Annotated in this window: 21 protein-coding genes; 12 read left to right on the forward strand and 9 right to left on the reverse strand. The window is 63.5% G+C overall.

The window, feature by feature from the left end; genetic code table 11:
- Positions 1–62 precede the first annotated feature (62 nt).
- Genes DEH80_RS06140 through DEH80_RS06155 form a run of 4 tightly spaced genes read right to left on the reverse strand, consistent with a single transcriptional unit; the run spans position 63 to position 4,549 of the window.
- Positions 63–1,052, reverse strand: a complete 990-nt coding sequence (locus DEH80_RS06140; RefSeq protein WP_109719609.1) for a DUF4340 domain-containing protein — start codon at positions 1,050–1,052, stop codon at positions 63–65.
- Positions 1,049–2,899 (reverse strand): Gldg family protein, encoded by a 1,851-nt coding sequence (locus DEH80_RS06145; protein ID WP_109719610.1) that lies wholly within the window; start codon positions 2,897–2,899, stop codon positions 1,049–1,051. Before DEH80_RS06145 ends, DEH80_RS06140 begins: the two co-directional genes overlap by 4 nt.
- Position 2,900: 1 nt before the next feature.
- Positions 2,901–3,635, reverse strand: a complete 735-nt coding sequence (locus DEH80_RS06150; protein ID WP_109719611.1) for an ABC transporter permease subunit — start codon at positions 3,633–3,635, stop codon at positions 2,901–2,903.
- Positions 3,635–4,549, reverse strand: coding sequence for an ABC transporter ATP-binding protein (locus DEH80_RS06155; protein ID WP_109719612.1), 915 nt, complete (start codon positions 4,547–4,549; stop codon positions 3,635–3,637). The genes DEH80_RS06150 and DEH80_RS06155 overlap by 1 nt, the downstream gene beginning before the upstream one ends.
- A 241-nt stretch (positions 4,550–4,790) precedes the next feature.
- Here DEH80_RS06155 and DEH80_RS06160 point away from each other — a divergent pair, with 241 nt between their 5' ends.
- The 3 genes from DEH80_RS06160 to DEH80_RS06170 are packed head-to-tail and all read left to right on the forward strand — an operon-like array spanning position 4,791 to position 6,773.
- A complete protein-coding gene (locus DEH80_RS06160) occupies positions 4,791–5,690 on the forward strand; it encodes an SDR family oxidoreductase (protein WP_243412759.1) in 900 nt (299 codons plus the stop codon).
- A 6-nt stretch (positions 5,691–5,696) separates the two neighbouring features.
- The gene (gene greB, locus DEH80_RS06165) at positions 5,697–6,230 is read left to right on the forward strand and encodes a transcription elongation factor GreB (RefSeq protein WP_109719613.1); all 534 of its coding nucleotides are present in this window, start codon (positions 5,697–5,699) and stop codon (positions 6,228–6,230) included.
- 42 nt (positions 6,231–6,272) lie between these two features.
- Positions 6,273–6,773: a hypothetical protein gene (locus DEH80_RS06170; protein ID WP_109719614.1), complete on the forward strand. Its 501-nt coding sequence runs from the start codon at positions 6,273–6,275 to the stop codon at positions 6,771–6,773.
- Positions 6,774–6,798: 25 nt separating this feature from the next.
- Here DEH80_RS06170 and DEH80_RS06175 read toward each other — a convergent pair whose 3' ends face one another.
- Positions 6,799–7,857, reverse strand: a complete 1,059-nt coding sequence (locus DEH80_RS06175; protein ID WP_109719615.1) for a PA0069 family radical SAM protein — start codon at positions 7,855–7,857, stop codon at positions 6,799–6,801.
- A 444-nt stretch (positions 7,858–8,301) separates the two neighbouring features.
- Between DEH80_RS06175 and DEH80_RS06180 the strand changes: the two genes are divergently transcribed.
- From DEH80_RS06180 to DEH80_RS06190, 3 genes are read left to right on the forward strand one after another with little or no spacing between them, the layout of a single operon-like run.
- Positions 8,302–9,045, forward strand: coding sequence for a glutathione S-transferase N-terminal domain-containing protein (locus tag DEH80_RS06180; RefSeq protein ID WP_165831327.1), 744 nt, complete (start codon positions 8,302–8,304; stop codon positions 9,043–9,045).
- Positions 9,042–10,412, forward strand: coding sequence for a class II 3-deoxy-7-phosphoheptulonate synthase (locus DEH80_RS06185; protein ID WP_109719616.1), 1,371 nt, complete (start codon positions 9,042–9,044; stop codon positions 10,410–10,412). The genes DEH80_RS06180 and DEH80_RS06185 overlap by 4 nt, the downstream gene beginning before the upstream one ends.
- Positions 10,412–10,597 carry a hypothetical protein gene (locus DEH80_RS06190; RefSeq protein ID WP_109719617.1) on the forward strand — a complete coding sequence of 62 codons (186 nt, stop codon included), beginning with the start codon at positions 10,412–10,414 and terminating at the stop codon, positions 10,595–10,597. Before DEH80_RS06185 ends, DEH80_RS06190 begins: the two co-directional genes overlap by 1 nt.
- Before the next feature lie 60 nt (positions 10,598–10,657).
- Here the strand turns inward: DEH80_RS06190 and DEH80_RS06195 are convergent, their stop codons facing one another.
- Genes DEH80_RS06195 through DEH80_RS06205 form a run of 3 tightly spaced genes read right to left on the reverse strand, consistent with a single transcriptional unit; the run spans position 10,658 to position 12,440 of the window.
- The gene (locus DEH80_RS06195) at positions 10,658–11,005 is read right to left on the reverse strand and encodes a rhodanese-like domain-containing protein (protein WP_207774501.1); all 348 of its coding nucleotides are present in this window, start codon (positions 11,003–11,005) and stop codon (positions 10,658–10,660) included.
- Between the two features lie 40 nt (positions 11,006–11,045).
- On the reverse strand, positions 11,046–11,822 hold the full coding sequence (locus tag DEH80_RS06200; protein WP_109719619.1) for an anti-sigma factor: 777 nt from the start codon (positions 11,820–11,822) through the stop codon (positions 11,046–11,048).
- On the reverse strand, positions 11,823–12,440 hold the full coding sequence (locus DEH80_RS06205) for an RNA polymerase sigma factor (RefSeq protein WP_207774502.1): 618 nt from the start codon (positions 12,438–12,440) through the stop codon (positions 11,823–11,825).
- A gap of 132 nt (positions 12,441–12,572) precedes the next feature.
- Between DEH80_RS06205 and msrA the strand changes: the two genes are divergently transcribed.
- Positions 12,573–13,166: a peptide-methionine (S)-S-oxide reductase MsrA gene (msrA, locus tag DEH80_RS06210; protein ID WP_109719621.1), complete on the forward strand. Its 594-nt coding sequence runs from the start codon at positions 12,573–12,575 to the stop codon at positions 13,164–13,166.
- Between the two features lie 249 nt (positions 13,167–13,415).
- Here the strand turns inward: msrA and DEH80_RS06215 are convergent, their stop codons facing one another.
- On the reverse strand, positions 13,416–13,874 hold the full coding sequence (locus DEH80_RS06215) for a YHS domain-containing (seleno)protein (RefSeq protein WP_207774503.1): 459 nt from the start codon (positions 13,872–13,874) through the stop codon (positions 13,416–13,418).
- A gap of 173 nt (positions 13,875–14,047) precedes the next feature.
- On the opposite strand from DEH80_RS06215, the gene DEH80_RS06220 reads away from it, so the two are divergent.
- From DEH80_RS06220 to DEH80_RS06240, 5 genes are all read left to right on the forward strand, one after another.
- Positions 14,048–15,205 carry a tyrosine-type recombinase/integrase gene (locus DEH80_RS06220; RefSeq protein WP_109719622.1) on the forward strand — a complete coding sequence of 386 codons (1,158 nt, stop codon included), beginning with the start codon at positions 14,048–14,050 and terminating at the stop codon, positions 15,203–15,205.
- On the forward strand, positions 15,198–16,814 hold the full coding sequence (locus DEH80_RS06225) for a hypothetical protein (protein WP_109719623.1): 1,617 nt from the start codon (positions 15,198–15,200) through the stop codon (positions 16,812–16,814). Before DEH80_RS06220 ends, DEH80_RS06225 begins: the two co-directional genes overlap by 8 nt.
- Entirely contained in the window at positions 16,811–18,664 is a 1,854-nt protein-coding gene (locus DEH80_RS06230; RefSeq protein ID WP_109719624.1) for a tyrosine-type recombinase/integrase, read from the forward strand. Before DEH80_RS06225 ends, DEH80_RS06230 begins: the two co-directional genes overlap by 4 nt.
- Positions 18,651–19,088, forward strand: coding sequence for a helix-turn-helix domain-containing protein (locus DEH80_RS06235; protein ID WP_109719625.1), 438 nt, complete (start codon positions 18,651–18,653; stop codon positions 19,086–19,088). The genes DEH80_RS06230 and DEH80_RS06235 overlap by 14 nt, the downstream gene beginning before the upstream one ends.
- Positions 19,089–19,151: 63 nt before the next feature.
- Positions 19,152–21,920 carry a M1 family metallopeptidase gene (locus DEH80_RS06240; RefSeq protein WP_109719626.1) on the forward strand — a complete coding sequence of 923 codons (2,769 nt, stop codon included), beginning with the start codon at positions 19,152–19,154 and terminating at the stop codon, positions 21,918–21,920.
- Positions 21,921–22,091 lie beyond the last annotated feature (171 nt).

Here is a 22,091-nt window from a genome sequence, read left to right on the forward strand (position 1 = left end):
GACACAACAAAGCCGGGGTGGGCGACCACCCCGGCTTTTCTTTCGTCCGGACGCGGCGCCGTTTACGCGTCGTCGTCGGTCTCGATCAACAGTTCACGTTTGAGCGTGACATCGTTGAACTTGTAACCCTGTATTTCGAACACTCGACCGGCCACGCGTTCCGCGGCCTTGCGCAAGGCCTCATCCGCGTCATCACCGGCTTCGATGGTCAACCGGGCGAGTTTGCGCCCGTCCTGCTCAACCGCCTCGACCGTCACGACGCTGCCGTCGGCCAGCGTGTACCGCGCCTGTGTCCAGCCGGCCGTGGGCAGGGTTGCATCCGGTGGCAACACATCCTCCAGGCGCAGGTTTTGCAGTACCCGGCCGACACGGGCGAGATTGGCGCCCTTGGCCTGCTCGCCATCCGACAAGGCGTCTAGCGACCAGCTGTCGTCCTCGCGTCGCAGGCTGTAGTCCGGTGATTCGGCGGGCGCAACATCCACGCGAGTCACGTCATCCGGCGGGACATTGATCAGCGCCTTGGCCAGCCACTGCGTGGGGTCGGCGCTGGCGACCAGCACCCGGTCCGCCAACGCACTGGCCTCGCCGGCGATCAACCGGACATAACTGCCCCGCGGCTGGCTGGCCGTCTTGCCCAGGACCAGCCCGGCAATCTGATCGTCGCCGGCCCAGATCAGGATTTGCTTGTTGTCCGCCTCGCCGGTGCCGTAGTCCTGCACGCCCAGACGCTCGTACAGCGCGGGATTGCGGGTCTTTTCTTCCAGCACGGTGGCCTCGGACAGGTTGATCAGCAGTTCGCGAATCTTGCCGACATCTGCCGGGTAGCTGCGCTCGCCGACCTGCCAGCCAGCCTCCACCCGCTGCAGCGTGACCTGATCGTCCGCCTGCCCCTGGATCCGAACCCGGCTGATGTCGTTCAGGGCATCGCCCAACTGCGGTAGCAGCAAGGTGCCATTGTCGACCGCGCCGGGATGCCGGTCGTTGAGGATGACGGCGGTAAAGACGAGCAGGGCGGCCAGGGCCAGGCCGCCGAGAAACGTTGGCTTTTTCATGCGGCTCTCCTGTGGGCGCGACGCCAGCCGATGACCAGCGCGCCGAGGGCGAGCAACAACGGCACGAGGCCGATGTTGATGAACTTGAGGGTGGTTCCGAGCTGTTCGATGTCCTTGTTCAGCTCGTGCTGGACATCACGCAACTGTCGGCGGATGCGAACCTTCTCCTGACGGAACTGCTCGATGGCGTCCTGCTGTTCCGGTGTCAGGATGAAGGCATCGCCTTCACCGCCCTGGCTTTGCAACTCGGTGATCTTGCGTTCGGTGTCGCGCAGCGCGGCCTGCAGCTCACGCTCGGTTTCCAGATACCGGCCTTCGGCCTGGCGCTTGAGCTGCTCGACGACCTCGAAGGGTCGGGAGAAGCTGGCCCGTGCCCGAATGCCGATCAGGTCGGAAGAGCCCAGCAGATTGTCCACGGCGTTCACGACCAGGTCGCCATTGCTCGCGAAGGGCGTGGCCATGGTCTGGCCGAAGAAGTTCTGCACCTGCACCCACAGGTTGTCGCGCAAGACGTCGGTGTCGGCGACGACAACCAGGTTGATGGGGGCGTCCGACTGGCTGCGGTGGGCCTCGGGCTCAACCCCGGCTGGCGGCTGATCGCCAAATGCCGAAGGCGCCGGTCCGCGCAGGCGCACGGCCAGGTTGTAGCGCTCATCGTCTGGCGCGAATCCGCGCCGCAGGTCATTTGGATCCATGCCCGGCTGGATCCGGAACGCCGGAATCAGCGCCGATTCGGCGCTGCTCTGAATCAGCGGTGTGATTTCGAGTTCGGCGCTGTCGGAGATCTTCAGGGCGCCGGCGTAGCCAAAGTTCACGCTGTCCAGGCCCTGGGTGATGACGTCATCCTGGCTTAAGGACTCGCCACCCAGACCGATCAGGCCGAGATGGTAGGCCGGGGCGCCACTACGCGACTGGATGGCCAGCGCATTGGCGCCGTCACCCACCACCTGCTGTGGATCCATGGTCAGACCCCAGGGTTCGAGCAGCGTGGCCAGATCGGAACTGGTTGGTTTGGGATCATCCGCCATACCCATCGAACTTTGGGCTGCCGTTTCCGCGAAGGGATCGACGAAGACCAAGGTGCCGCCGCCGCCGAGCACGAACTGATCGATGGCATAAAGCAGTTCATCGGACAGGCCGGCCGGGTGCACGACCATCAGCGATTCGATGTCCTCCGGCAATGACTCCGCGCCAGCGTCGATTTCTTCAACCAGGAAGAACTGACGCAATTGGTCGAGCAGCATCCACTCCCGTCCCGGCTGCATGGTCTGCGGATTGAAGCTGCCGCCCATGTCCAGCCCGCTGATCAGGCCCAGCGTTGGCTTGAACTGTTGCGAGAGCTGGTAGATCAGCTTGGCCAGGTCGTACTCCAGCAACGATTCCTGGTTGAGCTGGAAGAACGGAATGACCTGGACCTCGTCCACCGAGTTGGTGCCGGCCAGGCCGAAGTACAGCGTTTCTCCAGCATCCAGCGGCACGCCCTGCAGACCGAACTCGGCCGCGCGATCCTCGGCCTCTGAGAACGGTTCCGGGTTGATCTCGGTCAGCCGGACCTTGTCGCCGCCGATGTCTTCCATCTCGCGCAGCATTTCACGCACGCGCGCGGCATAGGTGCTGATGGCCGGCACGTCGCTGGCGGCATCCCGCGAGTAGAAAAAGTACAGGTTAATGGGCTCGTCCAGGTCCCGAAGAATGTTCCGGGCCCCGTCGGACAGGGTGTAGAGCTTGTTTTCCGTGAGGTCCATCCGCACGCCGCCGAACAGCGTGTTGGCCAGCGCAATGATCGCGAGCGCGATCACTGCCACCAGCGCCAGACCCCAACGCGAGAAGAGCTTGGTCTGGTTCATGTTATTCCGCCTTCTTGAGGTCGATCAGAATCGCGCCGGCGACCAGCCAGGCTGCGATCACGACAATGAAGTAGATGACATCGTTGGCTGCCAGCACGCCCTTGCTAATCGCCTGGAAGTGCGACAGGAAGGACAGCGAGGACACCAACTCCACCAGGGCCACCGGAGCCCAGCCGGAGAAGGCATCGAGCACCAGCGGGAAGCCGGCCAGCGTGAACAGCAGGCAGACCACCAGCGTGGCCACGAAGGCGATGACCTGGTTCTTGGTCAATGCCGAGATGCAGGCCCCTACCGACAGATAAGCGCCGGCCATGAGCCAGCTGCCGATGTAGCTGGCGACGATCACGCCGTGGTCGGGGTCGCCGAGATAACTCACCGTGACCCACATCGGGAAGGTCAGCGCCAGGGCAATGCCCAGAAACGCCCAGGCCGCGAGGAACTTGCCCAGCACCGCCTGCCACATGGTCACCGGCAGGGTGAGCAGCAGCTCGATGGTGCCCGACTTGCGCTCTTCAGCCCATAGCCGCATCGCAATGGCCGGCACCAGCAGCAGATAGAGCCAGGGGTGGAAGGTGAAAAACGGCTGCAGATCAGCTTGACCGCGTTCGTAGAAGTTACCGAGGTAGAAGGTGAAGACCCCGGTCAGTGCCAGGTAGATCACGATAAAAACCACAGCCAACGGGGTTGCGAAATACGCGGCCAGCTCGCGCTGGAACAAGGTTTTGACGTGGTTCATTACGCGGCCTCCGTCAGCGAGCGGAACACATCATCCAGCCGTCCCGGTTCCTGGAAGATGGAGTCGGTCTGCCAGCCACGTTCGCGGGCCAGGCGATTCACCGGCTCGATAAGCTGGGCGCCGGGCTTGGGGAATACGGTGACGCGACCCGGGGCGGTGTCGACGTCGGCCACTTGGTCGAGCCCGCGTAGGGCCTCGGCCGCCTCGTCCGTGGCCTCCAGGTGCAGGGTGACCGCATGGTGGTAGCGGGAGCGGGCGCTGAGCTCCTCCGGCGTGCCGTCGAACAGCTTGCGGCCGCGGGCGATGAGCACCGCCCGGCTGCATACGGCCGGCACCTCTTCCAGGATGTGCGTGGACACGACAATCACCTTGTCCTTCGCCATCGACTGGATCAGCTTGCGCACCTCGTGCTTCTGGTTGGGGTCCAGGCCATCCGTGGGCTCATCGAGAATGAGCACCTGGGGGTCGTGCAGAATCGCCTGCGCAAGCCCCACGCGGCGCTTGTAGCCCTTGGACAAGGCTTCGATGGGACGGTCGACGACCGCCTGCAACTGGATGGTCTCGATGACCGACTCGATGCGACTGTCGATCTGACCGGGCGGCAATTCGCGGATCTTGGCGATAAAGCGCAGGAATTGACGCACGGTCATGTCACCGTAGGCGGGTGCGCCCTCGGGCAGATAGCCCAGCGCCCGCTTGGCTGCGACCGGATCGGTCTGGATGTCGTGACCGCAGATACTCGCGGTGCCTGACGTGGGTGTCAGAAAACCCGTGATCATCTTCATGGTGGTCGACTTGCCTGCCCCGTTCGGGCCCAGAAAACCGAGGACTTCCCCGGGCTGGACCTCAAACGACAAGTCGTCGACCGCAACCAGCGCACCAAAGCGCCGGCTCAGCGACTGAACATTCAGCATCCCTGTCTCACTCTTGTGTGTTGTCGAAAGGGCCGGCGCATGCACCGAGGCGCCGGTCGGTTCGAACGCGACCGGCCGACGGCCAGCACGCGTTGCAGCGCTGTTGGGGGCGCTGCACCCGGTTTTCAACCATCTGGCCGTTGCGAATGGTGGATTGGCCGCAACGGGTAGGTGCCCCCGGCCCGGGCTGAGCTACTCTTGGGACAGTGATTGCACCAAGACATTCAAGGAGACAAGACGCATGACCATGAGTACCGGCTCGCTTGCGGGCAAAACGCTATTCGTATCCGGCGCATCGCGGGGGATTGGCCTGGCCATCGCACTGCGAGCGGCCAAAGACGGCGCCAACGTCGCCATTGCCGCCAAGACCGACCAGCCCCACCCGAAGCTGCCGGGCACGATCCACACGGCCGCAGAGGAGATCGAGGCCGCGGGTGGCAAGGCGTTGCCGCTGGTTTGCGATATCCGCGACGAGGCGGCCGTGGAGGCCGCCGTGGCCAAGGCCGTGGAGGCGTTCGGCGGCATCGATATCTGTGTGAACAATGCCAGCGCCATCATGCTGACCGGCACGCTGGAAACGCCGATGAAGCGCTATGACCTGATGCACCAGATCAACGGCCGCGGCACCTATGTGGTGAGTCGCGCCTGTATTCCGCATCTCAAAAAGGCCGAGAACCCGCATGTGCTGAACCTGTCGCCCCCGCTGGACATGAATCCCAAGTGGTTTGCGCCGCACCCGGCCTATTCCATGGCCAAGTACACGATGAGCATCTACGCCATGGCCATGGCCGAGGAATTCAAGCGTGACGGCATCGCCTTCAACACGCTGTGGCCACGCACCGCGATTGCGACCGCTGCGGTGGCGAATCTGCTGGGCGGTGACCAGCTGGTCGCCAAAAGCCGCACGCCGGAGATCATGGCCGACGCGGCCCACGTCATTCTGACCAAGCCCTCGCGCGAGTTCACCGGCCAGCACTGCATGGATGACATCGTGCTGTACGAGGCCGGTGTTCGGGATTTCGCCGGGTATCAGGTCAACCCGGACGAGACCGAGCTGGCGCCGGACTTTTTCGTTCCGGACACCTTGCCACCGCCACCCGGATCGCTGCCGGGCCCCATGGGCGGTAAGCTGGGTCACTAGGTCGCTGTGGCCAGTCCCTACATCACCCCGCAAGGCCATGCGGCCCTGCGGGGTGAACTCGATCATCTGTGGCGGACCCGGCGGCCGGCCGTTGTTCGGGCGCTGGCGGCGGCGGCCGCCGAGGGTGATCGCTCGGAGAATGCCGAGTACATCTACCGCAAGAAGGAGCTGCGGGAGATTGATCGGCGCCTGCGCTATCTCACCAAGCGCATGGACGAACTCAAGGTGGTTGACCGGCTGCCGGATGACACGGGGCGCGTGTTTTTCGGTGCCTGGGTGCGGGTTGCCGACGAGGCCGGCGAGGAGCGGACCTATCGCATCGTCGGCGTGGATGAAGTCGCCCCCGGCGAGGGCTGGATTAGTGCCGATTCGCCGATGGCACGTGCGGTGCGCGGCAAGGCGGTTGATGATGTGGTGGTCGTCCAACTGCCTGCGGGGCCGGCAGAGTTTGAGATCGTCGAAATACACTACGCCGACCCGACTGGGGCGGTGGCAGCCGAGCCGCCATTTGAGAAAGAGCCCGGAACCATCCGGTCTTGACCCTTCAACGCCGCTCCACGTGAGCTTCCAGGGAGTCCGATCATGTCCGCGCCACAGCGCTACCTACCCGCTTTGCTGTCGATTTACATCGCCTTCGTGTTCATCCAGTCGCTGTTCTTCAAGTTCATTGACGCGCCGGAGACACAGTTGATCTTCGGAACACTGGATGCCTGGGCAGCCGGGGTATTCGGGGTCGAAGGGCTGTTCGCGCCCGGTGGTGTGTTCTCCGCCAAGGTGATCGGCTCGCTGGAGCTCGTTGCCGCCATCGCCTTGTTGCTGGGTTTATTCGTGCCTGGCCTGCGGATGCTCAATGCGCTGGGTGCGCTACTGGCGTTCTGCATCATCTCGGGGGCCATCTTCTTCCACCTGTTCACGCCGCTGGGCATTGTCGTGGGCGACGAGCAGGTGGCCGGTGTTCGTCAGGGCGAAGTCGCCACCGAGGGTGGGCTGCTGTTCTTCATGGCGGTCGGCGTCTGGATTGCTTCGGCGATTCTGATCGGCATGGGGCGAGACCGTCTGTTGTCGCTTATCGGCCGCAACTAGCCACCCGACCACACCCCTCAGGGCGTCAGAACAACGCCATTTGTTCCACCGGTGGGCGAAACTGGCCGCAGTCCAGACGGCCGCGTCGCTCGCGGTCCAGGCCATGGCGTCGACGGGCCAACTCGAACCGCTTGCGCAGCAGTTCGGCAAACGGGCCCTGGCCCGTCTGACGGCGGCCAAAGGCGGCATCGTAGGTCGCCCCACCATGCATCTGCCGCATGATCGACAACACATGCTGTGCCCGTTCCGGGCGGTGGGCATGCAGCCATTGTTCGAATAGCGGTGCCACTTCGCGTGGCAGGCGCAGCAGCACGTAACCCGCTTCGCTGGCGCCAGCGTCAGCGCTGGCCTGTAATACGGCTTCGATGTGGTGGTCGGTGAGTGCCGGAATGACGGGCGCAACCAGCACCCCGGTCGGCACACCGCGTTCGGTGAGCGCTCGGATCACCCGAATGCGCCGGGCCGGGTCGGCGGCGCGTGGTTCCAGCGTGCGCTTGAGTGAGCGATCCAGCGTCGGCACGCTCATCATCACGTGGACCAGATTGCGTTGCGCGAGCGCCTCTAACAGGTCCAGGTCCCGCAGGATCAAGGTGCCCTTGGTAACAATCGTCACCGGGTGTCGGCATTCGAGCAGGGTTTCCAGAATCTGGCGGGTGATGCGGAAACGCTTTTCGATGGGCTGGTACGGATCGGTATTCGTACCCAGGCCGATCGGCTTGCAGACATAGTTCGGGTGACTCAGTTCCTGGCGCAGCAGTTCGGCTGTTCTCGGCTTGTAGAACAGCCGGGATTCGAAATCCAGGCCGGGCGACAGGTCGAGATACGCATGCGTCGGTCGGGCAAAGCAGTAGATGCAGCCGTGCTCGCAACCCCGGTAGGGATTGATGGACTGGTCGAAGGGCACGTCTGGCGACTGGTTGTGTGACAGCACCGACTTGCTGAGATCAGGCTGAACAAGGGTGTCGACGCGTTCGACAACGGCCTCCTGCCACCAGCCGTCGGCCTCTGCCTGCACGGTCGATTGCCGATAACGACTGGCCTGGTTGGACAGCGCCCCCCGACCCTTGTATGCCCTGATGTCCATGAGGTAACTGTATAAATAAACAGTTATCGGCGCCAGTCATGGGCTGACCAACGGCCCTGCTGTTGGCGCCCCCTGCCGGGACGACGCCACGCGCCTGAGGACAGGCTTGCCTCGCGCTTGTATCGGAGCTTCCTGAAGGAAGCTCCGATTGATTCGCGCCGCCAAGTTGCTGCCTGCAAACAGGCCAGGCAAGGCGCGAGGAGCGAAGTTTGGTCATTCCAAATGAACGACGAGCAACGCAGTCTGGCCTGTTTGCAGGCGCAATCCTGACGGAACGGGCCGGTTTTCCCGCGATCCTGCGTTGTCGTTCGCTGACTTGGAATGACCAAGCGGCACTCACTCCGCCTGGGCTCGCGGGAAAACCGGCTCCGTCTTGGTGGTGCGAATCAATCAGTGCTTCCTTAAGATGGCGCCCCCGTTTCCCCAGGCTCCGGAGCCCGGCTTATGCGCGACATTCTCGGATCGGTACTGTCCAGCACCCTGGCTGGTTGGCGTGGCACCAGCGCCTTTGGCGTTCAGCGTCAGCCGGAGCAGTTGCTTGAGTTGTTCGAGTTCGAGGGATGCCCGTACTGCCGGCTGGTGCGCGAGGCGTTGACGGAAATGGACCTGGATGTGCTGATCCGGCCCTGTCCCAAGGGCGGGCAGCGCTTCCGCCCCCAGGTGAGCGAGCAGGGCGGCAAGGCGCAGTTTCCTTATCTGGTTGATCCCAACACCGGGACGGCCTTGTATGAATCCGACGCGATCATCCGCTACCTGGCCGAGACTTATGGCGCCCGCCGTCCTCGGGGCGGCGGTCACGGGTTACGGGTGCTGACCAGCCAGCTGGCCAGCCTGCCGCGGCTCACGCGCGGCCTGCGGGCCCGGGCATCGCAGCCGCCCGAGCAGCCGCTGGAACTGTATTCGTTTGAGTCCAGCCCCTATTCAAGGCCCGTGCGTGAACGACTGTGCGAGCTGGAACTGCCCTACATCCTGCGCAACATGGGCAAGGCGCAGAAGGCCGACATGGGGCCACCGATCGTCCGCCGGAAGTTTTATCCCGATGCCGGGATTCGGGGGCGGAATCGTCAGCGGATGCATGCCGAGACCGGCCGCCTGCAGGTGCCGTACCTGATCGATCCCAATACCGACACGCGGCTTTACGAGTCCGCTGACATTCTTCGCTACCTCAACGAGACCTACGCGCAATGAACGCTCCGCTTACTCCGGATTCCAGTCAGTGGTCGCCAACCTCGTGGACCGACTATCAGGCCGTGCAACAAGCCCAGTACCCGGATGCCGAGGCCCTTCAGGCCGTACTGGATCAGCTCAGTCACATGCCGCCGCTGGTCACCTCCTGGGAGATCATGGCGCTGCGCAAGCAGTTCGCCGATGCCGCGGCCGGTCGCAAGTTCGTGCTGCAGGGCGGCGATTGCGCCGAGAGTTTTGCCGACTGCACGCCAGACATCATCACCAACCGGCTCAAGGTGCTGCTGCAAATGAGCTTGGTGCTGGTGCACGGACTCAAGAAGCGCGTGGTCCGCGTCGGCCGTTTTGCGGGGCAGTACGCCAAACCGCGGTCGTCGGATCTGGAAACCCGTGACGGCGTGACGCTGCCCAGCTACCGGGGCGACATCATCAACGCGCCCGATTTCACCGAGGCGGCCCGCGTGCCCGATCCGCAGCGCTTGCTCACGGCGCATGCGCGTTCGGCCATGACGCTGAACTTCGTGCGAGGCCTCATCGATGGCGGCTTTGCCGATCTGCATCACCCGGAATACTGGGATTTGCAATGGGTGGAGCATGCGCCGCTGGCCAAGGAATACCAGCGCCGGGTTGATGCCATCGGCGATTCGCTGCGGTTTATGGAAACCCTGGCCGAACAGTCGATTAGCGAGCTGTCCCGTGTGGATTTCTTCACCAGTCATGAGGCTCTGCATCTGCCCTATGAGCAGGCGTCGACCCGGCGGGTGCCGCGCCAGCCGGGCTGGTACAACCTCTGTACCCACATGCCCTGGATTGGCAAGCGGACAGCGGACCTGAACGGGGCCCATGTCGAGTATTGCCGCGGTATCCAGAATCCGGTCGGGGTCAAAATCGGTCCGGGGATGGATGTGGCCTGGGTGCTGGGGCTGCTGGAGCGCCTGAACCCCGACAACATTCCCGGCAAGGTCGCCCTGATTCATCGCATGGGCGCAGAGGTCATCGCCAGCGAGCTACCGCCGATTCTGGAGGCCGTGCGCGACAGTGGCCGGTCGGTGTTATGGATGTGCGATCCCATGCACGGCAACACCGAATCCGTGGCAGGCGGCGTTAAGACCCGGCGTTTCGACAACATCCGCTCCGAACTGGATCAGGCCTTCGATCTGCATGCCGCAGCCGGAACCTATCTAGGCGGAGCCCATCTGGAACTCACCGGCGAAAACGTCACCGAGTGCATGGGCGGCGCTCGTGATCTAACGGAGACCGACCTGGCCCGGGCGTATCACACGACGGTCGACCCGCGGCTGAACTACGAACAGGCCCTGGAACTGGCCATGCTCATCGTCCACAAGCAGGCCTCGGTGGAGGCCGGCTGATGTCGGCTGCAGCCTGGGTGTTGATCGGGCTGGGTGTGTTCCTGGTCTGCGGGTTCGGATTCATCCTCAAGCGGGTGCGGCTGGCCCGTGAGCAGGAGGCGCGTGCGGACTGGAGCAAGGTGCGCGAGTGGCAGGATGATGAAGACGACGACTGGGGCCAGCCGCCGTCGGGCAAGGCGCCGTGATCTGGCTGTTTGGATTGCTGGCCGTCAGCCTGCTCGGCGCGGGGCTCTGGGTGCGTCGGCTTAACCGGCCGTCGGACCGGTCGTCGGCATCAGCGACTGCAGAGCGCGCCAACCGCCGTTGACGGACACGACGTTGCGGTAGCCCATCTGCGTGAGTGCGTCGGCCGCCAGCGCGGAGCGATAGCCGCCGCCGCAGTAAAGATAAAGCGGCGTTGAAAGGTCGGGATGCCGGGCTTCGATGTCGCGCTCGATCACGCCCTTGCCCAGATGTTCGGCGCCGGCCACATGTCCGGCGGCGTATTCATCGACCTCGCGAACGTCGAGGAGCACCGCGTCGGGTTGTTGCGACAGCTGTTGCGCGAGTTCGTCGGCCTCGATTTCTCGGATGCGTGTGCGGGCGGCGTCCACCAGCCGCAGAAACCCGGGGGCGTGCCGGACCAAGCCTGGCCTACGCGCCGACCTTGCCGACCATGGCAATCCGGCCTTGGTCGGAGACCACAACACCGCCAGGGCGTTCGACGGTAATGGCGAACAGCGTTGGCTGGCCGACCGGTAGCTTGGGATCAATGGGGATCACGACCTCGCCGGCTTCGTTCACATCGAAGACCCCGCCATCCACCGGGTGTTTCTCCCGGGTGCCGTCAAATATCCAGAGCTGGTACTGGGACTGGCTCGGGTCATTTGGCGCCAGATTGCGAATGGTCATGTAGCCGCGCTGATCAGCCTGACTCCAGACCACCGAGCCCTGCGCCTCGTCGCCGGCCGCCGGATCCTCCGTGCCGGCCAGCGCAAACTGCACGACCTCGGGGTCTTCTGCAGCCAGCTGATCCCGGAGCTCGGCCACGGTGGGCTCGGCCGGCACCGGTTCCGGTGCCTGCGGCCACCAGCCGGCGATCGCTGCAATCAGACAGGCCGCTGCTGCAAACCAGGCCAGACCTGCGCTTTGGCTGCGTGCCTGGGCGGATGGTTGCGGCGAGATCTGCGCCACGGTTGCGGGGGCTGGTTCGGCGGCCGGGAGCACGGCCTCGGCGCGGATGCGCTCGGCCAGATGCTCGGGCATGGGCTCGACGGACTGTTCACTCCGGGCCAGGTCGTAGGCTGCCGCCACGGCCTCCAGCTCCGCGAACTCGGGGTCATCGCGGTCCAGACGCAGACGCTCCTCGGCCGTGAGTTCGCCCGAAAGCGCTCTCAGCCAGAGGTCCATGTTGTCGTCAGACTGCGCCATCTACTTCGTTCCCGGCTCGTTGAGCCAGCCCTTGAGCCGCGTGAGCCCGCGCCGCATATGCGACTTGACGGTGCCCAGCGGCATGTCCAGTTTCTCCGCGATCTCGGCGTGGCTGTAGCCATAGACCACACCTAGATCGAGGGTTTCGCGCTCTTCGTCGCGCAAATCACCCAAACGGTCGCGGATGTATCCGGCTTCCGTACACAGCTCGGGGTTGGCATCGGCATGTGGGTTCTCGACCCCGGCCGCCGGCAACTCCTCTGCCGTGGGGTGCCGCGTTTCGGCCCGAAAACGGTCGATAATGCGGCGCTTGGCGATCATGGCGACGAAGACAGTCTCCGATCGCTTGGTCCGGTCGTATCGGGCAGCGGACTTCCACAATTCGAGAAAGACCTCCTGCACCGCATCTTCTGCGTCGGCCGGGCGCTTGAAATAGCGTCTTGCGATGGACCAGACCAGGCCGCCGTACTGCTCGATGCACGCATTGACGGCCGCGGAATCCCCGCGGGCGATGCGTTCGAGTACGGTAAGTTCGGCCGTCGGAGTGGACTGCATGACTGGATTGTTTCGGACCCGAGCGCTGCGCGCAAGCGCGGGGAGCGAAATCATCCCGGTCATTGCAATGTCCACCCGCGCCTCCGTGTCTAATCCCGTACGACCATCAAGTTCGTACCGGGCAAAGGCTTTGGATGCGTGGGAAGCGACCGGTTATCGGCGGGTCTACTCCATCCATCCCTCACGGAAAGCGTCATGACAGGATCGAAAATGGGGCTGCAAGCGCTTGTGCTGCTCGCGGCCATGGTGGTGTCTCCAGTGCAGGCCGAGCAGGCGATATTCGCCAGCGGCTGCTTCTGGTGTACCGAATCGGATTTCGAAAAGGTCGAGGGCGTGCGCGAGGCGGTGTCGGGCTATATCGGCGGAGCGGTTGAGAACCCCAGCTACGAGGCTGTCTCGACCGGGCGCACCGGGCATACCGAGGCGGTGCGTGTCGACTACGACCCGGCTGTGGTCTCCTACCAAACCCTGTTGGATGTGTACTGGCGCAACGTCGACCCCACGACCGATCAGGGCCAGTTCTGCGACAAGGGCTCGCAGTACCGACCGGGGATTTACCCGCTGAACGATGCCCAGATGGAGGCCGCGCTGGCCTCCAGGCAGGCGATTATCGACGCGGGCCGCGTCCAGCCCGTATTGGTGGAAATCGAACCCGCCACAACGTTCTACGTGGCCGAGGACCACCACCAGAACTACTACAAGACCCATACGCTGCGGTACCGCTATTACCGCTTCGCCTGCGGTCGTGATGCCCGGCTGAAAGAACTCTGGGGGGAGCCGCCGTCCTAAGGGCGCGCGGGCTCATTCCGGTCGCTCGGCGGGCTCCAGCTGGGCTGGACGGCCGGGTGCCTTCCCGATTGGACTGCGCCGACAACCTGTTGCTGGACAGATGTGCCGGTCGCGGCGCGCCGGACAGGACAGGGTCTTGGCCCATGGGCGGGCCACGAAGCCTGTGCATCCGTTCCGGTGCGCTGGCCTGCCTGCGCTGCAGGCCGGACTGCGCCGGCCGCAGCGATCCGTTGCTGACCTAGGCCTCGGTTAATCGTGGCCGATCTTGGGCCACTGGGCATCGGCCTGCTCAATGAATGCGGGCCGGCGTGCCTCCCACTTGGCCTGGATGGAGGCGTTGTAGTTGAGGTAGAGCTTGCCATCGACGATGGACCAGGCGTCCGGGTCGATCTTCACCAGGTCACCCTTGGCCACCGCATAGGCGCAATGGCCGCCGTACTGTGGTGCGTAGCGATCCGGCGTGGCTTCGAACAGTGCCTGGTGTTTGGCATTGGCGAATCGCCAGGTCGCGCCTTCCCAGGTCAGCGTGTGGTCCGGCGAGCCTTTGGTGGGCTGGCCCAGCGTGAAATAGGCCACCGGGTCATAGCCCTGGATGGCGACATCGCTGAACCAGCCGGTGTAGATCTTCTGCCCGGCGATGGCCGGCGTGAGCAGCATCAGACCTGCGGCCAGCAGCGCCCAGCGGGGCAGGCGGGAGACATTCGACATGGTGACCTCGTGGCTTGGATGTGGGGGATAAGACCGGGGCAAACCGGGTTTCTTGCTAGGGCGTCGTCCGGGCTGTCGGGTTCGGTACCATGCACCGCTGATCGCATTGTTGACCGAAGGGCATTGTCATGATTCCCGCCGGCATAAGTGATACCTGGTGTTAGATTGGTCGTATGGACCTCTTCTATAGCACCAGCAAGTTCAAGCTCAACGGCCAGAGCTACACAGGTTTCCCGATCCTGATCTCAGAGGAAGGGAAGGTCGTGGGAGAAGCTCTCGACTTCTGTATCACCTACCTGATCAAGCGTGGTCGGGTTGAATCGAAGAAGTCTTGGGTGACCTACGGGAAGGCGCTTTACCAGTTCTTCGGGTGGTGCGAAGCCAATGCCATCGATTGGCGAGATGTCGGCAATGACCGAGAGGCGACCATCTTGGCTGAGTTCCGAGACTGGAACCTGAGCGAAGAGGGTGGAAGTCTGGCGGCAAGGACGGTAAACGCTCGCATGCGGCTGCTGTGTGCGTTCTATCGCTACGCGGCAAATAAGGGCTGGGTTGCGTCTGTCCCGTATGACATGGAGACGATCACCGTGAGGCAGCCCAAGGGGTTCCTCGCCCATGTCGATGCCAGTGGTGGGGAGCGAGTGTCGGCAGACGTGATGCTGAAGACGCCGAGAACCTTGATCCGCGTGCTGACTAAGTATCAATCCCTGGACCTGTTGAACGCCATCAAGAACCCGACGCACAGACTGATGGTGCGATTGGGGCTGACGACCGGACTGCGCCGCGAGGAGCTGGCGACGTTCCCGTTGAAATACGTCATCAACCCCGTCACCTACACAAAGCATCGCTCATTCGTCCGGGTCAATCTTGATCCGAGGGACATGGTGATCAAACGGAATCAGCCGAGAGGGATCGATGTGCCGCGCACGGTTATGGAAGACCTGTGGCAATACGTGATCCATGAGCGGCACCAGTTAGAAAGCCTCTCTGGCCAGGCTCAGCCGACGCTCTTTCTGACGGCGGATGGCCTGCCCTATGCCAACGATGGCGCAGCGTTCCTGGGCATTGTGAAGCGGGCTGGTGAGATTGCTGGTATCCCCTACGTCAATGTCCATGTGCTGCGGCATACCTACGCGACACACACGCTGTACGCGATGATGAAATCCAAGGCTCAGACGCACGCACTGATGTATGTGCGCGACCGGTTGGGTCATGCGTCGGTGACCACGACCGAGAAGTACCTGCACTGCTTCTCCGAGTTGGAGGACGCGCTGATGAACGATTACCAGAACGAGATCGATGTCATCAGCCAGGAGGTCGCCTGTGGCTAAGAAGCCGTTGCGGTCATCCGCGTCCCGGCCCTCGAAAGCGGCCAACGACGACACGTTGGATCTCACCACCCTGCCGCCCGCGCAGACTGTGGTGCGGCTACCAGAGAACGCAAGCGCCTTTCGCAACCTCGACTTCGGCAGGTTTTACGGAACCGGCTGCGATGTCGTGGTGTATGCCTGTCAGCGGACGCTGGAACGCATGGCTGAGGGGAGCGCAAAGAGCGCTGGAAAGACGCTCAGCCCGGCGACCATTAGGTACTACTTCGGTAGCGGCCTGGCAGCCTTCCTGCCGCACTGCGCGACGATGGCTGCCGCGCTGGGGCGCGAGCTGCGGCTGGACGACATAGACCGCGACCTGATCGATCACTTCATTGCCGAGTTGCGGCAATCGGGGGGCACGCTCTCAACGCCGAAAAACCGGTACGCAGCGGCCAAATCGGTGCTGGTTGCCATGGGGCAGTCAGGCTGGATTACCCAAGACATCTTTCCCCGTAACCCCTTCCCGAACTCCAACCGATCGAAGAAGGGTCAGGCTGCACTCAGCGAACCCGAGCGCAAGGCCGTGCTGCGGGCGCTGAAAGCGGATATGCGGGACATCATCAAAGGCAGCGACCCGCTGACCAGTGAAGAGCTGAGCGTCTGTCTGCTGGCGATTGCGGCCCGCACAGGTCTCAATCCCACACCGGCACTGGAACTGCTAACGGATTGCCTGCAACCGCATCCGCTCAAGGCGGATCGCTATGTGCTGGTGAGCTATAAGCGGCGTGGCAACGCAACCCGCATCCAGAGCCTGCGTCGCTCGGCTGACATCGAGGCCATGGTGACGGCTCTGCCTGACGTCGCGCGGGTGATCGATCTTATCCGTGACCGCAATGCTGAGCCGCGTCAGAGTAGCCAGCACCCGTCGTCGCTGTTTGTATATGAATCGAGAGGCCTAAACACCGCCGGGGCGAAATCACGACTGTCGAATAACGTTCTCAGCCATGGAATCACCGCATTCTGCAAACGCCATGATCTGCGTGATGCGGACGGCAAGCCCCTGCGCCTGAACCTGATGCGCCTCCGCAAGACCTTCGAAAACCGCTTGTTTTCGCTCTCTGGCCAGGACCCATTCCTCACAGCAAAGCTCGGAGGGCATACCCCGAAGGTCTCCAACGACCACTACCTGGAGGCTCCGGAAACAGCCGAACGCGACTGGCACTTGATGGGCGAGATTCGTACCGAGCAGCTTTTGTCTCACGGCAAGGTCGCTCCGCTGCCCACACAGAACACGCCGGTGGCCCAGTGTCGGGACACCCTGACTGGAGAGCTTGCACCACAGAACGGCGAGCACTGTCAGCGGTTTCTGGCCTGCTTGCGCTGCAAGTCCTTCGTAGTGACCGGCGACGATTTGTACCGTGTCTTCAGCCTCTATTGGATGCTGGTTGGCATGCGACAGAGGATGGGAGCCAGTGCCTGGAAGCGGGTCTACGGACACATCATCCGTATCATCGACCGGGAAATCGCCCCGCAATTTGACGCCGAACTGGTGACCATTCAGCGTCAGCGCGCCAAGGCCGATCCGCACCCCTTCTGGCGCGATCCGGACCTTCTGGAGGGCGCCGCATGAACGAAGCCGCCTTCCGGGCAGAACAGCTCAAAGCCCTGAGGGGCGCTGAGAGCGGCGAACTCGCCGCCAACGCCGTCATTACTGGCTTTCGCCTCGACGACGGCAGCTATCACGTCCTAAGCCGCTATGGGGATCCGGTCTGGACCTTGCCCGACAGCCTCTTCGCGGCGGGGACCAAGGACAGCAAGAAGAAACTGAACTTCGAGCGGGTGCCGGCGGCCTTCCGGGTGACGATGCGAGCTTGTGTCGCGCGCTACATGCTGGTGGGGATTGAGGGGCGTGTCCGACCCAAGGGAGGGACGATCCGCAACTTCTTCGAGGGCACGTACTCCTATCTGGCTTGGCTCGATGAGCGAGGCATCAAGCGTCTAAGCAGCGCATCCCCGCTGATCGCACAGCAATATGTGGACTACTGCCGGGCGATCACACGCAAGGGCAAGGCTTTGTCGGCAGGCACTTTGATGGGGCGATATGTGGCTGTGGAGACCCTGCATTTTCTCAGCGGTCACACCGCCGACCCGATGCCCCATCCTTGGCCGGAGTCTTCGGCAAAGCACCTCGCAGGCCTGACGGGGCAGAACAACCCCCACCTTGCAGAAGCAAAGACCACCATCATCCCGGATGCGGTGTTGGGGCCGCTGTTTCAGGCCGCCGTGGAGTGGCTGGATCGGGCGGATGAGATTATCGACCGGCGGGATCAGATTGCGGCCTGGAAGGCACAGGGGAGGTCTTGGTACTACATCACGCCGCGACTCAAGCAGGCCGGCTGGACGAAAGGCTCGGTCAATGAGGCGGTACGACATCTGCAATCGGCCAGCATGGTCATCATCTTGGTCACCAGCGGAATTCGCGTCTCGGAACTCTGCTCACTGGAAATCGGGTGCGCCTACACCCAGGTCGGTGAGCACGGCGATCGATTCCACTGGGTGCGGGGTATCAGCTACAAGACGGGAGCTGGCCCTTGCGAATGGCTCGTCGCCGAACTAACCCATCGGGCGATTGCCGTGGCCGAGCGTGTGGCCGAGCCGCTGCGAGCTCGGCTCAAGGATTCCGTCGACGCGTTGCTCGCCGACAATCCGCGCGACCATGACATTACGCGGTTGAGCGAGCACGCCAAGCGGCTGTTTCTGGCTGTCCAAATGCGGAAGAACAATCGGGTCGGGACGCTTTCCAGCATTTCGGTCATTGATCGCCTCAATGCGTTTGCGGCCCAGTGTGGACTCGACTGGCACTTCGCACCCCACCAGTTTCGACGCACCTTTGCCGTGTATGCGGCGCACAGCGCGTTCGGTGACCTGCGCTATTTACGCGATCACTTCAAGCACTGGTCGTTGGACATGACCAGCCTGTACGCGATGAATCGGGAGCAGGACGCCGAACTCTACGATGAAGTGGGTTCTGCGGCGGTGAGCATCAAGACGGATCTCCTGGAACACTGGCTGGAGCCGGATGCGATCCTAGCCGGCGGTGCCTCCGAGCCGGTCCGAGCCTTCCGGGCCAAGAACGAAGCCGTAAAGACCGAGGCGGGCCGTGCCGAGATGGCCAAATCGGTCAGTCCACTGGTGAATATCCGCGCGACCGGTGTGGCGTGGTGTACCGCCGATACGGGCGGCTGCAACGGTGGCCAGGGCGCCGAGAAGACACGCTGTGGCGATTGCGGCAATGCGGTCATTGACGAATCCCGAAAGCCCATCTGGCAGGGCATCTATGCCCAACAGCTAGAACTGCGCGACCTGCCCGATATTGGCCCCGGTGGCCAGGAGCGCGTCGAGCGCGACATCGCACGATGCCGCAAGGTCCTGATCGACCTGGGCGCGGCTGAAGAGGAGCTTGACGATGTCGCAACCTGAGACGAATACACCAACGCGCGGCGAGCTGACCGCAAAAGCCATACGCCAAGCCATCCTGCGCATCCAACAGGGTCGCCCCAAGGTCGTCAAGGCGGGCCGCAAGCTGAGCATTAAATCCGTGGCTGAGGAGGCTGGCGTTAGCCGCGCGACAATTCACAACCTCCACCCTGGTCTGGCTGAGCGCATCCGTGAGGCGGGCAACAAGGACGTCAGGGCACAGCGGGACAAAAAGAACGCCGCACTGCGCGACCTAAGGGCCAAGTACACGGAGCTGCGGCAAGAGCACATCCGTGCCCGTGAACTCAATCAGGACATGGCCTCTGAAATGGCCACGCTGGAGGCTGAGAACCAGCGATTGCGCGCCATTGCGGAGAGCAAAAAAGTGGTCGTTTTCCCGTCGAAAAACTCGAAAAGTGATACATGATGGAAAGTCCTTCAATAACAATCACTTATCCATATATAACATGTTACCTAAGGACGTAATACCATGACGACCAAGATCGGGCCGGGGGGCGGCCCCTTTCGACTGGCTGGCGGGTTCGGCCTGGGGCTGCTGGTGGCCGGCTTGGTGGCCTGCGGGCAGGGCCAGCCGGAGGCGCCGGATACCGAGGTCGTGACCGATTGGGTGCAGCCGACCGCGGAGCTGCCGGTCCGTGAGCAAGACCTCCCGCTGGGGCAGCTCGGCGAAGCCGTGATTCCCACGCACTACGCGCTGGATCTCGAGATTGATCCGGTCCGCGATCAGTTTGCGGGGCGCGTCACCATCGACGTGCGGATCACCGAGCCGGTGGACCGGATTTACCTGCATGGCCGCGGCTTGCAGGTGTCCGCGGCAACACTGACCGCGGGACAAACGCGGATGACCGCAGACTATGCCCAGTTGCATGACAGCGGTGTGGCGTTGTTGACGCTGCCCGTGGCCGTGTCGGCCGGTCAGGCGCAACTCGAGCTGGAGTACCAGGCCGATTTCAGCACCACGCTGGACGGGCTCTACAAGGTCGTCGAAAACGACCGGGCCTATGCCTTCACTCAGTTCGAGGCGATTTCGGCGCGGCTGGCGTTTCCGGGATTCGATGAGCCCCGCTTCAAGGTGCCCTTTGACCTGGCCGTATCGGCCCGGCCCGGCGATGTGGTGATCACCAGCACGCCGGTGCGGCGCAGCGAAACCACCATCGACGGTGCAATTCGCCACGTCTTTGAAACCACGCCGCCGCTGCCCACCTATCTCATTGCGTTTGCGGTTGGCCCCTTCGACATGCGCGAGCCGGGGCCGCTACCCGCCAATGCGGTGCGCGATATTCCGCTGCCGTTTCGGGGCGTTGCAGCAGCTGGCAAGGGGCCGCAGCTGGCCTACGCGTTGGACGAAACCGAGGCGTTGTTGACACCGCTGGAAGCCTACTTCGGCAGTCCACATCCCTATCCCAAGCTGGACATCATCGCCGCGCCCGACTTTGCCTTTGGTGCGATGGAAAACGTGGGGGCCATCATCTACCGGGAGCAGTTGCTACTGCTGGATGCGCATGCCTCACTGGGGCAGCAGCGCAGCTTCGGCATGGTTCACGCCCATGAGCTAGCCCATCAATGGTTTGGCAATCTGGTCACACCGGCCTGGTGGGACGACATCTGGCTGAACGAGGCATTCGCGACCTGGATGGCCTACAAGGCCGCCGACGCCTGGCGGCCTGATCTGCTCCTGCCGCTGCAGGCCCAGCGCCGGGCGCTGGACACCATGGCCACGGATTCGCTGCAGTCCACCCGGCAGATTCGCCAGCCCATCACCTCCAACGACGACATCCTCAACGCCTTTGACGGCATCACCTACCGCAAAGGTGGGGCGGTGCTGTCGATGTTCGAGCGATTCGTGGGCGAGACAGCATTCCGCGATGGTGTCCGTCTGCACATGGAGCGCCATGCCCACGGTGTCGCGACAGCGGAAGACTTCATGCAGTCGATTGCCGATGGCAGCCAGAATCCGGATGTCGTGCCGGCGTTCCGTAGCTTCCTGGAACAGCCCGGTGTGCCGCTGATAGAAACCGGCCTGGACTGTGCGGACGACTCACCCACCCTGACGCTGCGGCAGTCGCGCTACCGCCCGCTGGGCTCTGCGATTGATGCCAATCGCCGCTGGCAGGTGCCGGTGTGTGTTGCGGCGCTAAGCGGCGACCAGCGCGAGCAGGTCTGTCATCTGTTGACCGAGCCGGACGCCTCGATCCCGCTGGGTCGCTGCCCCGAGGCCCTGCTGCCCAATGCCGGGGGTGCCGGCTACTACCGCTGGAGCCTGTCCGCCGAGGGCTGGACTGCTTTGCTTCAGCGCTTGGACCAGCTCACACCGGCCGAACAGCTGTCGCTCATCGACAGCCTCGATGCCGGCTTCCGCGCTGGCGTGGTCCCGTTTGATGTGCTGGCCAATGCGCTGCCCGTCTTGGCGCAGCAGCCAAACTACGAAGTGGCGACGCGGCTTAGCCAGGCCTGGGCCGAATACCAGTCGCAGCTGGTGGACGCGCCTGTACGGGCTGCGATGAAGGCGCGGCTGGCCTCGGTGCATGCTCCGCAATTGAGCGAGCAATTGGGGTTAGACCCCCGGCCGGACGAGTCTGCCAATACGGCGTCCCTGCGTGGCGCGCTGGCGCGCATTCTGGTCGAAGACGCCGATGCACCGGCCTTGCGAGCGCAGCTGGCCCAGCGCGCCGATGCCTATATCGGTCCATCCGATGGCGCCATGGATTTGGAAGCGCTCAGTGGTGATCTCATCGGGCCCGCGTTGCAGGCCGGTGTCATCGAGCGCGGGGCAGCCTTCGCACAACGGCTATGGCGTCGGTTTGACGCCAGCACGGATGCCATCCTGCGTCAGCGCATACTCAAGGCCTTGTCGCGGGCCCCCCAAGCCGATGTGGTGTCCGAGGTGCAGCGTCGCGCCTTGGGTGAGGGGCTGCGGAGCAATGAAGTCATCCAGGTGTTGCGTGAGCAGTTCGAGACCGCAGCAACGCGGGCCCAGGCCTGGGACTGGTTGCGCCAGGACTTCGAGGCGATTCGTGAACGTCTACCCGACTATGCCCAAGACCGTCTGGTCGAGACCGCCGAGCACTTCTGCTCCGAGTCACGACGGGCCGAGGTGGTTCGCTTCTTCGAACCCCGGGTGGATGACCTGATGGGTGCACCGCGGGCCTATGCGCAGACCCTGGAGCGCATCGATCTTTGCCTGGCTTTACGCGAGGCGCGGGCCGAGCAGATCGCAGCGGTGATGGCTGCGCGCTGAACTCGTTTGGGGTGAATCGTCGCGTCGCGCAAGGCCTGGCTCGACTCGCTGGATAAGGCGGCCGTTCGGTGCTTTCCTGGCACGCCTTGCGCGGCGGGCAGGATCACAACCCAGAGCCGGGCGAGTACAACGACGCCGGCCATGCACTCGGCCGGCGTCGCATGCAGCTGA

Origin of the sequence: Abyssibacter profundi (assembly GCF_003151135.1) — a bacterium.
GTDB classification, from domain to species: domain Bacteria; phylum Pseudomonadota; class Gammaproteobacteria; order Nevskiales; family OUC007; genus Abyssibacter; species Abyssibacter profundi.